The sequence below is a fragment of the Polyangium spumosum genome (assembly GCF_009649845.1).
Classification (GTDB): Bacteria; Myxococcota_A; Polyangia; order Polyangiales; family Polyangiaceae; genus Polyangium; species Polyangium spumosum.
In genome coordinates, this window is record NZ_WJIE01000007.1 from 544,016 (window position 1) to 556,641 (window position 12,626).

The 12,626-nt window shown below is 70.2% G+C and carries 10 protein-coding genes; 4 read left to right on the plus strand and 6 right to left on the minus strand.

The window, feature by feature from the left end; genetic code table 11:
- Together GF068_RS26450 and GF068_RS26455 are read right to left on the minus strand one after the other, a co-directional pair.
- Positions 1 to 3,249 carry a serine/threonine-protein kinase gene (locus tag GF068_RS26450; RefSeq protein WP_153822220.1) on the minus strand — a complete coding sequence of 1,083 codons (3,249 nt, stop codon included), beginning with the start codon at positions 3,247 to 3,249 and terminating at the stop codon, positions 1 to 3.
- Between the two features lie 7 nt (positions 3,250 to 3,256).
- Positions 3,257 to 4,675, minus strand: coding sequence for a sigma 54-interacting transcriptional regulator (locus GF068_RS26455; protein ID WP_153822221.1), 1,419 nt, complete (start codon positions 4,673 to 4,675; stop codon positions 3,257 to 3,259).
- A 119-nt stretch (positions 4,676 to 4,794) separates the two neighbouring features.
- Here GF068_RS26455 and GF068_RS26460 point away from each other — a divergent pair, with 119 nt between their 5' ends.
- The 4 genes from GF068_RS26460 to GF068_RS26475 all read left to right on the plus strand — a co-directional run bounded on the left by GF068_RS26460 (position 4,795) and on the right by GF068_RS26475 (position 8,902).
- A complete protein-coding gene (locus GF068_RS26460) occupies positions 4,795 to 5,667 on the plus strand; it encodes a PfkB family carbohydrate kinase (protein ID WP_153822222.1) in 873 nt (290 codons plus the stop codon).
- A gap of 65 nt (positions 5,668 to 5,732) precedes the next feature.
- Entirely contained in the window at positions 5,733 to 6,176 is a 444-nt protein-coding gene (locus tag GF068_RS26465) for a response regulator (RefSeq protein ID WP_153822223.1), read from the plus strand.
- Positions 6,177 to 6,388: 212 nt separating this feature from the next.
- A complete protein-coding gene (locus tag GF068_RS26470; protein WP_153822224.1) occupies positions 6,389 to 6,799 on the plus strand; it encodes a thioesterase family protein in 411 nt (136 codons plus the stop codon).
- 189 nt (positions 6,800 to 6,988) lie between these two features.
- Positions 6,989 to 8,902: a sigma 54-interacting transcriptional regulator gene (locus tag GF068_RS26475; protein ID WP_153822225.1), complete on the plus strand. Its 1,914-nt coding sequence runs from the start codon at positions 6,989 to 6,991 to the stop codon at positions 8,900 to 8,902.
- A gap of 7 nt (positions 8,903 to 8,909) precedes the next feature.
- Here GF068_RS26475 and GF068_RS26480 read toward each other — a convergent pair whose 3' ends face one another.
- From GF068_RS26480 to GF068_RS26495, 4 genes are read right to left on the minus strand one after another with little or no spacing between them, the layout of a single operon-like run.
- Positions 8,910 to 9,935: a hypothetical protein gene (locus tag GF068_RS26480; protein WP_153822226.1), complete on the minus strand. Its 1,026-nt coding sequence runs from the start codon at positions 9,933 to 9,935 to the stop codon at positions 8,910 to 8,912.
- A gap of 34 nt (positions 9,936 to 9,969) precedes the next feature.
- Positions 9,970 to 10,515, minus strand: coding sequence for a hypothetical protein (locus tag GF068_RS26485; protein ID WP_338046580.1), 546 nt, complete (start codon positions 10,513 to 10,515; stop codon positions 9,970 to 9,972).
- Position 10,516: 1 nt separating this feature from the next.
- A complete protein-coding gene (locus GF068_RS26490; protein ID WP_153822228.1) occupies positions 10,517 to 11,023 on the minus strand; it encodes a hypothetical protein in 507 nt (168 codons plus the stop codon).
- Between the two features lie 37 nt (positions 11,024 to 11,060).
- On the minus strand, positions 11,061 to 12,608 hold the full coding sequence (locus GF068_RS26495) for an FG-GAP repeat domain-containing protein (RefSeq protein WP_153822229.1): 1,548 nt from the start codon (positions 12,606 to 12,608) through the stop codon (positions 11,061 to 11,063).
- Positions 12,609 to 12,626 lie beyond the last annotated feature (18 nt).

The following is a 12,626-nucleotide window of genomic DNA, read 5'->3' on the forward strand; positions in this document are numbered from 1 at the left end:
TCAGCGGCCGAGCGGCGCCTCCCGCGCGAGGCGCCGCGCTTCCTCGAGGGCCTGCCGCTCCCTCCTCTCGACGAGGGGATTCTCCCGGATGGCCGCGGAGAGCGCCTCGATCGACATGCTCGCGGCCTTTCGGGCCTCCCGCTCGTCCTTCGTCCTCTTCGCTCGCAGGAGCAGGAGCCTGCCCTTGCACGCGAGGGCGGCGGCCATGCGAGGATGAAGGGCGAGCGCCTCCGCGATGCGGGCGAGCCCTCGCGTGATTTCACGGTCGGCGTCGCGCCCGCCCCGGAGCCGGCTGCCGAGCTCGTGGATCTCGCCGAGCAGGAGATAAAGTCGGGGCTCGGCGCGCTCGACGTCGAGGAGCGGCGCCACCGGAGCGAGCGCCGCTTCGAGCTGGGCCTCGGTGGCCTCGCCCTGCCGGATCGCAAAACGCAGGGCGAGCGTCTCCGCCATGGCGCTCCCGAGCCGATACTCGAGAGCGGCCGGCTTCGCCTTCATGGCCTCGCCGAAGGCGCCCCTCGCCTCGAGGATCCGGGCGGAGGGGTCCTCACCACGCTCGAGGTGGAGGCGCCCGCGAATCGTGGCCACCTTGCCGCGGAGGTTGTGCGTGAGGCTGGAGGTCGGCGCGAGGCGGGCGTGCTCCTCGGTGCCTGCGTCGGCGCGAAGCAATGCTCCGGTCGGATCGCCGCCCGACTCGAGCAGGTAGGTCGCTTCCATGAGCGCCAGCATGGCGCGAAATCGATGCGCCACGGCGGAGCGCGGTGATTGCTGCTGGAAAGCCGCGATGAGCCCCTCCGCTTCCCGCACCACGTCCCCCGGGGATTGCCCGGCCGAGACCCTGTGCTCCGCGAGGAGCAAGCGATGATCGATCGCCGTGATCTTCGCGTACGTGAAGCTCGGGTCGACCTCGACGGCCTTGTCGCAGCGCGCGAGCCCCGCCTCGACGGAGCGGCGGGGGTCGATGCCGTGCGCGATCTCGTGTGCTGCACGGAAATAATACGCGGAGCAGCTCTCGTTCAGCGCCCACACGAAGACGGGATCCCGCTCGAGGGCCGCGTCATACGCCGTGATGGCGTGGTCGACCGCAGGCACGACGTCGAACCCGCGGACGCTCGCGTGAAGGACGCGTGTCCGGAAGATCGCCGCCTCGACGTACCACGCCATCGGCTCCTCGGCGCTCATCCGCACCGCCTTCTCCGCGTGCTCGATGGCCTTCGCGATGGCGACCTCCGGCTCCTCGTCGGCCGCGTCCCCGACGGCGACGTGCCAGGCGAAATGCGAATGGAGCTGCGCCAACCGCAGGTGCCCGACGCCGTCCGCGGGGCTCGCTTCGACGGCCCTCGCGCAGGCTCCCTTCGCCGCCTCGAAGCTCGGCCGAAGGGGCCTCGTCGCCGCGCGCGCGCCATTCATCTCCTGCGTGTGGAGCTCGCACGTCGCGACGAGCACCGCCGGATCGCTGCTCCCGATCTCGGCAGCGGTTCGATATGCCTCCCCCGCCCGGGCGAACCAGTGGGACATCTTCTCGAAATCGAACGCGGCGTCGTGCCCGTATCTCCTCCCCATCGCGAAGAGCACGTCCCCCTCGAGCTTCTTCGCCTCGTAGAGCCACGGCGCCTTTTCGAAAGCCTCCCGCGCCTTCACGAGCGCCTCGTCGTGCCGCCCCTCGTACAGCGCGATGAGCCCCTCCGCGTACGCCGGCGCCTCGATCGTCCCCCCGAGCGCCGCCCGGAGGTGCACGAGCGCCGGGGCCTTGTACTCCGCCTCGATCGCCGCGATGCGCTGCTTCTTGCCCTCCCCCTCCATCCGCTTCGTGTCCGCGAGCTCTCGCTTGTACATCTCGGAGAGCGCCATCCCCAATGCATCATCGAGCCCCGCCGCTCGATACCCCGCCGCCTGCGCCCGCCGGAGGTGCCCGAGCGCCTCGGCGGGCTCCTGCAGCGCGAGGTAGCCCCGCCCGAGCGCGTAATGCCCCGGCCCCACGCCGATGTCCCCCGCGGCCTCGATCACCGACGCGATCGCCCGGAGCTTCTCCCGCACGATGCGGCGCTCCCGGTCGATGTCGTGGAGCGGCAGGCCATGCGCATTGCGGAGGAAAAACTCCATCTCCTTCACGCTCTCGCCGAGCTCACGCGCGAGCTCGGCCTGCTTCGCGGCCCGCGCCCGCTCGCTCATCCACCCGCCCACGAACACCGCCGCGACCACGAGCACGACGCTCGTGATCGACAGCTTCACCTTGTGCCTCTTCGCGCGCCGGACCAGCGCATACAGGCGCGCCCGCGCGAGCGCCGAGACCGGCTCGCCGTCGAGGAACCGCTGGAGATCGTCGCCCAGCGCCTTGGCCGACTCGTAACGCGCCGCGGGCTGCTTCTCGAGGCATTTCATCACGATCGCGTCGAGGTCGAGCGGCAGCTCGCGCTCGATTTGCCGGGGCGAAAGGGGCTCCTCGTGCATGATGGCGTGGAGCAGGGCCGAGAGGCTCTCGGCGACGCTCGGCGGGCGACCGACGAGGACGTCGTACAGCGTCGCGCCGAGGCAATACACGTCCGTGCGCCGATCGAGCGAGCGCACCTTCCCCGCCGCCTGCTCGGGCGCCATGAACGAGGGCGTCCCCATCAATGCGCCCGACACCGTCGCGCCCGAGTCCCCCATCTCCCGCGCGAGGCCGAAATCCATGATGTAGGGCTTGAAGGCCCCATCCTCGCCGCGCTCCACCATGATGTTCGCGGGCTTGACGTCGCGGTGCACGAGCCCGAGCCTGTGCGCCTCGTGCAGCGCCGAGGCGACGAGCCGGACGACGCGCACCTTCTCTTCGAGGGACATCGCCGATTTCGCCTTGTCGAGCGGCTCGCCATGAATGAGCTGCATGACGATGAACCGCACGTGATCGGCCGTGCCCGCCTCGTAGACCTCGCACACGTTCTCGTGCTTGATGCGCGCCTGCGAGCGCGCCTCACGCAGCACGCTCCCGAACGCCTCGTGCTCGGCGCCGAAGAGCAGCTTGATCGCGACCTCGCGGCCGAGGCGCAGATCACGGGCCTTGTACACCGTGCCCATCCCACCCCGGCCGAGGAACTCGAACGCCTCGAATCGCGCGTGAAGCGAGGGCGGGATGTCCGAGACCTCCGACGTCGAGGGCCCCGGGGCCTCTGGCGCCGCCGCTGCATTCGCAGGCTCGCGGGGCGCCTCGTCCTGCGTGACGGTCGTCTCCTGCGTTTGCCCCGGATCGTCCCGTCGCTTGCCGCGGTATCTCATGCGCCGGTCAGCCTCGCTTCGAGGCGGCGTGGTCCGGCGCGCCGTCCTTGGCGCGAATGCCGTGCCGATCGAGCAGCCGATGCAAGAGCTGCCGCGACACGCCCATGGCCTCGGCCGCGCGGGAGATGTTCCCGTCGTACCGGCGGAGCTTCGCCGTCGCATATTTGCGTTCGAGCTCCGCCAGCACGGCCTCGCGCGCCTCGGGCAACGAGAGCTCGAGCAATTTGCCGAGCTTCTCCTCCGCCTCCTCCGGGTTCACCTTCGCCGCCTCGTCGACGGGCGGCGAGGCGGCGCGGGCGGCGGGAGCGCCCCCCGCCTCCGGGCCCAGGATTTCGTGGAGCAGCTCGGGGAAGAGCACGAGCCGCGTGATCACGTTCCGGAGCTCGCGCACGTTGCCCGGCCAATCGTATCCGAGGAGCATCGGGATCGTCTCGGGCGGCAGATCCGAGGCCCTCAGCGGGGGATTGCGGCTCGAGAGGAATCGCTCGACGAGGAGCGGGATGTCCTCCCTGCGCTCACGCAGCGGCGGGACCTGGAGCTCGAGCACCGAGAGGCGGAAATAAAGATCCTGCCGGAACTTGCCCTCCGCCACCATGGACCGGAGGTTCCGATGGGTGGCCGCGACGATACGCACGTCGATGGCTCGCTCCTGCGTCGAGCCGAGCCTGCGCACGGTCCGCGCCTCGATCACGCGGAGCAATTTCTGCTGCGCCTCGAGCGGCAGCTCGCCGATCTCGTCGATGAAGATCGTCCCGTGGTGCGCGGCCTCGAAGAAGCCCGCCCGGTTCACCGCGCCCGTCGCCGCGCCCACGACCATGCCGAAGAGCTCGGACTCGATCGTATTCGACGGGACGGCCCCACAATCGACGATGACGTAGGGCCCGCTCGCGCGCCGGCTCTCCTGGTGAATGGAGCGCGCCAGCACCTCCTTGCCCGTGCCGGACTCGCCGAGCAAGAGAATGGTCTCCTCCGTCTTCGCGATGCGCTCGAGCTTGGCGAAGAGGGCCCGCATCGCGAGGCTCTCGCCGAGGGCGGAGCCGAAGGCGCTGCGCGCGGAGAGCGGCAGGACGGCGGCGCCGCCGGACGGCTGCACGACGAGCGTCGAATCACCGACGGTGACGGGCACGCCCGGCGGGACGAAGGCCTCGACGATGCGGACATCACGAATGAACGTGCCATTCCGGCTGTCCGTGTCCCTCACGAGCACGCCCTTCTCGGTGAGGCGCACCTCGCAATGCACCCGCGATACCTTGGGGTCGTGGACGACCAGGTCGCATTCGGGGCTCTTGCCGAGCAGGAGCGGGCCGAGCCCGAGGGGCGCCGTGAGGGTCTGCCGATCCGGCAGCGTGACGATTGCCCGAAGGTTCGGCAGCCGGAGGGATCGCCCCTCGTCAATGCTCGTCAGCGTGAAAGACAGGTCCTGCATGCTCGCCACAGGCGTCATCGTATCGCCGACCACGAAGGCCTTGTCAACGCTCCCCGAACACCGGCCCCCTCCCCGGCCGCCGTGGTTCATGGCATGCTCGCGGAGGGAGGGTCGAGAAAATGGCCGCGCCGGACGTCTTGCTCATCGGGCACGTCGCTCGTGATCTGTTAAGCACGGATCCGACGGGCGGCTACCGCCTCGGAGGCACGGTCAGCTTCGCCGCGGTCACGGCGGCGGCGCTCGGGCGGCGCCCCACGATCCTCACCTGCGCCGCGCCCGATATCGATTTCGCCGAGCTGCCGGCCGAGGTGGAGCTTTACGTCCTGCCTTCCGAGGCCACCACCACGTTCACGAACGTTTATACCGAGGAGGGTCGTATCCAGTATTGCTCCACGCGGGCGCGCCCGATCACCGCCGCCGATATCGATGCCTCGTTGCACCACCCGCGGGCGGCGCTGCTCGGGCCGATCGCCGACGAGATAAGCCCCGACGTGGCGTCCGTCTTCGACGAGGAGACGCTGGTCGTGGCCACACCCCAGGGGTGGATGCGTCACTTCGACGAGAACGGACGTGTTCATGGCAAACCCTGGGAGAGCGCAGACGAGGTCCTTCCTCACGTGGACGCGGTCGTGCTCTCGCTGGAGGACATCAACTCGGATCTCCAGCGCCTCACGGCGATGGTGGAGCGCGTGCCCCTCCTGGTCCTCACCGAATACCGCGACGGGAGCACGCTGTACCGACGGGAGGGCGACGGCACGACCCGCGTGACGCGTATCCCACCCCGCCCGGCGAGGGAGGTCGATCCCACCGGCGCCGGAGACATCTTCGCGACAGCATTCATGATTCGTTTTCAGGAGACCCGCGATCCGGTGGAGGCGGCGCGCTTCGCCAACGTCACCGCCTCGTTCGGCGTGGAGGCGGTCGGCGTGGCCGGGATCCCGAGCCGGGAGCAGGTGCTCGCTTATATGCAGGAGCACCCAGCGCGGACATAACGATGCCACCAAAGTAGCATCGGGCCCTTATTGACAGGCGAGGGGTGGTGGTGTGATCTGGAGCAATGGGGGACAAGTCGCGTATTCTTCTGGTCGACGACGATCCGGTCTTCGGGAAGGAGGCGGTCGGTCGGCTCCGGGCCGCAGGGCTCGACGTCTCGTTCCATCGAGGGCCCCTCGGGACACTCCGAGCGGTGCGAGCCTCGGGCTGCGAGCTCGTCGTCATCGACGTCAACATGCCGAAGATCGACGCCGGTCTGCTCGTGCGTATGATCCGCGATGCCTTCGGCTTCGGGCATAACCGCGTGATCCTCTACTCCGACCTCGCGCCGGACATGCTCACGACGCTCGCCAAGGCCCTGCAGGTGACGACCATCCCGAAGAGCGCGGGCCTCGCCGTGCTGACCACGACCATCCGCGCCGCCCTCGAGAGCCCCGCCGCCACCGCGGCGCCGCAGCGCTCGAAGAAGACCACCACGCGGAGCCGGCGGGTCGCCGCGAGCCGGTGAGGCCGGCTCCGCTCGGCTCCGGTCGCTCGCCACGTCGCGCGCTTGCGTGATCACGCAACGGCTCGCCCTCCGCGGGCGACGCGCCGCCGCAGGTACCCCCGACATCCCGGCCCGAACGACCCTGATTCGGCGATGTGACGGCTGGCATCGACGTTGCTCACGCGCGGCGCGGGCGCGCGGTCCGGGACGCGGATCGCGGGAGGAGAGGATGAATGAAATCGATTCCGCTGGGGGCATCGGCCGAGCTGCGTCACGTCGTGAGGGACGATGACAGCGCCGCGCGATGGGGCCATGGCGTGGCCGTGCTCGCGACGCCGGTCCTCCTGGGGCTCGTGGAGCTCGCCGCGATGAAGGTCATCGAAGGTGAGCTCGAGGAGGGCGAGATGACCGTGGGCACCGCGCACGAGTCCGCGGCGCTCCTCGCCCCCACGCCCGTGGGTTGCCCGCTCGTCATGATGGCCCGCCTCGTCTCGGCGTCCGGCGAGACGATGCAATTCGAGGTCGAGGCCTTCGACGAAGAGGAGGTCGTCTACCGCGGCGTCCACAGGCGCGCCGTCGTCTCTGCCTCGCGCTTCGCGGAGCGCGCCGCCAGGAAAGCCAGGCGGCTCGCGCGCGCCACTTGAACGAACCGGCCGAGCTCGGCTCGGCCTCGCAAAGGGGCACTCCCCATCGATGGGACAGCTCGTACGTCCGTATCCAGAAGATGAAGAGCAGACGAGCGCGGGGCGCTTTTCGACGATCCCCCTCCCCGGCGCGTGGCGTGGCCCGGCCTCCGGCGCCATGACATGGTGACCTCCGGGGGGGAGGAGACGATGTCGGCACGTAAATCGGAAATCGTCCAGACCGTGCCCCTGCCGTCGAGCGCCGTGGACGCGCTCCGGCAGGCCCGGCGCGGGGGTTTGCCGATTGCGCTGCTCGCCTACCACCGAGACGGCACGGAGCTCGTCGAGCTCCCGCTCGGCGGCTCGCTGGTCATCGGGCGCGCGCACCCGGCCGACGTGCAATTCGACGACGATAGCCTGTCGCGCGAGCACGCCCGCTTCACGCGTATCGAGGACGGGGTCGTGCGCGTGGAGGATCTCGGCTCGCTCAATGGCACGTGGGTGCGGGGCGAACGCGTGACGCAGGGAGAGGCGCGGGTCGGCGACGAGGTGGTGCTCGGGCGGGTGATCGTGAACGTCTGCGAGCGCGCGCCCGAGGCGGGGGTCCTCTCCGGCCTGGTGAGCCACGAGCGTTTTCGGGTCGCGCTCGAGGAGGAAGTGGTCCGCGCGCGGTTCTTCGGGCGCAGCGCGGCGGTCCTGCTCGTGCGCGCCGGGCGCGGCGAGCGCGTCCACGTGAGCCGCTGGGCGCCGCGGGTGCGGGACACGTTGCGCCCGGTCGACAAGATGGCGCTTTATAGCCTGGACGCGGTCGCCATTCTCCTGCCGGAGGCCACGCTCGCGACCGCGCTCGAGGTCGCCCGCGCGATCACGACGCCGCGCCCGGGGGACGTGCCGCTGTTCGCGGGCGTGGCCGCTTCGCCGGAGACGGCGACGTCCGCCGAGAAGCTGCTCGAGGGGTGCTGGGCCGCGGCGCAGGGCGCATTGCCCGGAAGACCGGTGCAGGCGGCGCCGTGCGGGCCCTGGACCTGGGGCGGCGCTTCCGAGGAAAAACCCATGAACGAGCGGGAGGTGGTGGTGAGCCCCGCGATGAAGAAGATTCACGCCTCGGTCGCGCGGCTCGCGCGTTCGTCGATCCCCATTCTGATCCAGGGCGAGACGGGGACGGGCAAGGAGGTCCTGGCCCGGGCGCTGCACGAGCAGGGCCCGAGGCGGGGTCGGCCGATGGTTTGTCTCAATTGCGGCGCCGTCCCGCCGCAGCTCGTCGAGAGCACGCTCTTCGGGCACGAGCGCGGCGCGTTCACCGGGGCCAGCCAGCAGCAAAAAGGCATCTTCGAGGCCGCGGACGGCGGGACGGTGTTCCTCGACGAGATCGGCGAGCTGCCCTTCCCGGCGCAGGCCGCGCTCCTGCGCGTGCTCGAGGAGAAACGGGTGACGCGTGTCGGCTCGAACAAGGCCATCGAGGTCGACGTGCGGCTCATCGCGGCCACGCACCGCGATCTGGAGGCGATGTGCGAGGCGGGCACGTTCCGCCTGGATCTGGTCTACCGCCTCAACACGATGACGCTCACCCTGCCGCCGCTGCGGGAGCGCGTGGAGGAGATCGAGCCGCTGGCCATGCATTTCCTGGATCAGGCGAACCGCGCGAACGAGCGCCATATCCGGGGAATCGAGCCCGCGGCGCTCGCGCTCATGCAGAGTTATTCGTGGGCGGGCAACGTGCGGGAGCTCAGGAACGCGATCGAGCGCGCCGTGGTCATCGCCGAGGGGGAATGGATCTCGGTGCAGGACCTGCCCGAGCGCGTCCGCGCGGCGTCGAGGAGCGCGGCACCGGCGGAGCGCGCCGCCGAGGCGGATGTGGGTCCGCCGAGCGGGGCCGCGTCGAGCGACGCCGGCAGCATCCGGGCGCGCCTGCAGCAATACGAGGCGCATCTCATCGTGGAGGCGCTGCGGGAGGCGCAATGGAACCAGACGGAGGCGGCGCGCAAGCTCGAGATGCCGCTCCGGACGCTGGTGCACCGCATGAAGGTGCTCGGCATCAAGAAGCTCGGTTACGGCCCCGCGGGGCCGTCCTCCGGGGTGTACGCGATCGACGCGGGCGCGAGCGACGATTCGAGCGACGATTGACGCACCTTCAGCCGAAGAGCGGCAAGCTGGGGGCGAACCCGAGGTACACCTTGGCCTCGGGAGGCTCGTCGGGCCGCACGACGAGCTTGAGGGAGAGCCAGCCATTGATCCGGCTGGGCCAGCGGTGGTTTGGCAAGGCAACTTGGGCTTCTCTCGGCCAGAGCGGGAGCGCTTCGCGCTTGGCCGGCGTGCAGAGGCCCCGCGCGGAGAGCGCGTCGAGGAGCGGCGCGAAGCTTCGATCACCCGGAGTGCATTCGATCTCCAGGCCGAGGATGGGCAAGACGTCGGCGCCGACATCGAGCTGAACGCTGATCCGGCTCGCATACGGCGCCAGCATCGAGGCGGCCTCCTCGGCCTGCCGCGTGGGGCCGGGCCAGCCAATTCGATCGAGATAACCCGAGATGGCGCCGCTCGGCAGGGCCGCCCCCAATCGAATCGCTTCTCGCCCGCGCGGCGCGAGCGGTCCCAGGTAACTCACGTGGGCCCTCTGCGGCAAGAGCGCGACGCAACGAGCGAGCGCGGCGTCGACGGCAGGGTCGAGCTCGCTCCCGAGCAGGAGCGGGAGGGCGCGGGTGATCACCTGCGCGCACGCCGCCCGGTGGGCCTCGTCGGTCTCGCCCGGCGGGCGCGCGCCGAACATGTGCCGATCCACGCAGGGGAACACGAGCGGCGGCGGGGCGTGCCGCTCCCCCACGACGTCGAATTCGAGCCAGACGGCGGGCACCTCGACGCCGAGGAGTGATCCCGGCCGCGCCCATTCCGCGCAAAAATCGAGGACGCGTCGCCACACCGGCGACACGAGCTCGCCGCGCCGACGCAGGAGGGCGCGGTGCCCTCCCGCATGGCCGCTCACGGCCATCACGAGATCGACGCGCTCGCTCGAACCCAGGCGACATTCGAGGGCAGCGCCGGAGGCCACCGGAGGCAGCTCGGACGCGGTCGCCATGAGCGCGCGGAGCGCGCCCGGACAAACGAGCGCGGAAGGCAAGAGCGGCGCGACGAGCGCGAGGGATGGGTCGAGAGCGACGAGCACCTTGGCCTCCGTCTTTCACCCGGGAGCGCTCGCGTCATTCGTGGACCGTGAAGGCACCGGCGAGCGTCCCCGCTCGCGCCTCCGACGCGTCCTCCCCGTCGTGGACGACCACGTCGTAGAGCCCGAGGGGGGTCTGCTCGCCGAGCGTGAATCGCGCGGTGATACGTGCCTGACGGCCGATCGCGACGCTCTCCACCGCCCCGACGACGCGCACGTCCCCGCGCCGGAGCTCGGCGCGGGCGTCGACCGGGAAGAATACTCCGTAAATGGTCACGAGCACCTCCTCGCCCGCGCGCCCGCTCCTCGGCGAGATGGACGTGATACGTGGTCGGGGCGGGAACCAGGGTACCCATGACCGAAGGTCCACTGCGGCGACGGACCCGAGCTCCCGCGCGACCGCATCGGTGAGGCGCTGGAAGTCGCGGGCCCGGATCGTCTCCTTCTCCTCCTCGGTGAGGCCTTCTCGGCTCATGACTCCCTCCGGATCCGCGAGAAACTCCTCCCGGAGACCGCGGTTCCTCCGGAGCTCGGCGATGAAATCGAATAACACCCGGACCTCCCCTAGTTCCCGGCCAAACACGTCACTTGCGGACCGTGAAGCCCCCCGGGAGCGTCGCGGCCTCGTCCGCCGCCGCTTGCGCCGGGCCGTAGACGAGCACGTCGTACGGGCCGACGGGGATGTCCGCGCCGAGCGAGAATCGTGCGGTGATGCGCGCGTTCGGCTCGGTCTCGACGCTCTGCACGGCACCGACGATACGGACGTCGCCGCTCCGGAGCTCGGCGCGGGAGCCCTCCGAGAAGAAGACGCCCTGGATGGTCACGACCACCTCTTTGCCTCTGCGCCCGCTGTTCGGCGAGATGGACGTGATACGGGGCTCGGGGGGGAACCACTTGAGCTGCGGCTCCTTCAGGGCGATCCCGAGCTGCCGGACGACCGCATCCATGATGCGCCGCTCGTCGCGGGACCGCACGATCTCCTTCTCCTCGTCGGTCAGCCCCTCCCGGCACATCACGCCCTCCGGGTCCGCGAGGAAATCGGCCTGGAGCTTGGGGTTCTTCCGGAGTTCGGCGACGAAATCGAATAACATCCTGACCTCCCGTGCTCCCTCCGAAGACGTACCTGCGTCAACGGGACGAGCGGCGGTAAAATACGTGGTTTGGCGCGAAGGTGCTGGTGAGGACGATGTCCGGCTGGCTGGAGACGAGGTAACGGACGGTCACCTGGTCGCCGGGCAACAAGCGCTGCCCGAACGAAACCCAGTTGCCACCCGGCACCACGACATACTCCCCGCGCCCGAGCGCGACGCCATTGCGACGCACCTCGACGATACCTTCGGTGACCTGATGCAAGAGGGTGACCACCGCCCGAGGTCGCTCGATCGACAGGGAGATCGAGGCCTCCTCCAGGCTGTCCCGGGAGAGGTCGGCGACCAGGATCGTCTCGCCGACCGTGCACGTACGCGACACCCACGCGGGTTTCGCGCCGAACACCCCGGCGCCACCCAGGTAGATCTCGAGAGGCGCGCCCATACCGAGGACGGCGGGGCCCCAGCGGGTCGCGAGCAGATCGAGCACATCGTCGCCGCTCACGTCCGCGAGCAATACGCCGGATCCCCAGCCGACGCTCTCCGCGCTCCAGATCGGCGCCTCGTCCACGAAGGGCGCATACACCATCAAGCGCGAGAGGCTGCCGAGGCCCGGCGCGCAGGGCGTATTCTCCGTCTCGGGCCAGCCCCCGGGCGGGGGCTCGGACGGAGGATCCCAGAAATCGTTGTACGAGGTGACGAGGCGGGGCGATCCCCCGACGATCCCCACGTCGACGAAGAACGGCAAGCCATCCTCGGCGCGCGCCGTCCAGTACGGCGCGGCCGGGAGCGTCACGGAACCATTCGGGTCGAGGCGAGCGCGGTAGATCGGCAAGGACGGCGCCGCCACGGCCATGTCGAGCAGGCCGTCCCCGTCGATGTCCGCGAACTTCATGTTGAAGCTGGTCATCGGCGTGTCGGATTGCCAGGTGGGGCTCGGCGAGAGGCGCCCGCCCTCATTTCCGTAAATCCGCACCCGCCCCGGCGCGCGGCCCTCCTCGAAGACGACGGCGACGGCGAGGTCGAGATCCCCGTCGCCGTCGTAATCGCCGAGCGCGCCTCCCGTGCTCCTGTAACGATCCTCCGTGCGATAACTCGGCGAAGGCTCGAGGGCGCCGCCGCGATTGAAGTACACCTTCGCGTACCCTTCGGCGGCCGTGTTCTCGGGCGCGGGCGCCACCGTGATCGCCACGTCGACCCAGCCGTCGAGGTCGATGTCACCGACGGCCACGCCGGTGTGATGGTCCTCGTCATTCGAGGACCAGCTCGGCGTCGTCGGGAAACGACCTCGCCCGTCGTTGTAGAAGACCGTGACCGGGTTTTCGGCCAGGTCGTTCCCGTTCGCCACGATGAGATCCTTGAAGCCGTCGCCGTTGATGTCGGCGAGCGCAGCGCCCAGCGAATGGGCCTCGGCGTCAGCCGAGCTCCAGCCCGGCTGCGGGGCGTAGGGCAACCTCGAGGGGGCCCGCGACGCCGCGTCGGCCTCGCCGTGGAGCTCGTCCACGCCGCAGCCGGTCAGAGCCACGGCGAGCGCGCCGAGGGTGACGGCCGCCCATTGCGCAGCCAAACCACACCGCCGCATTTCCATTGTCGAACCCATCTGTCC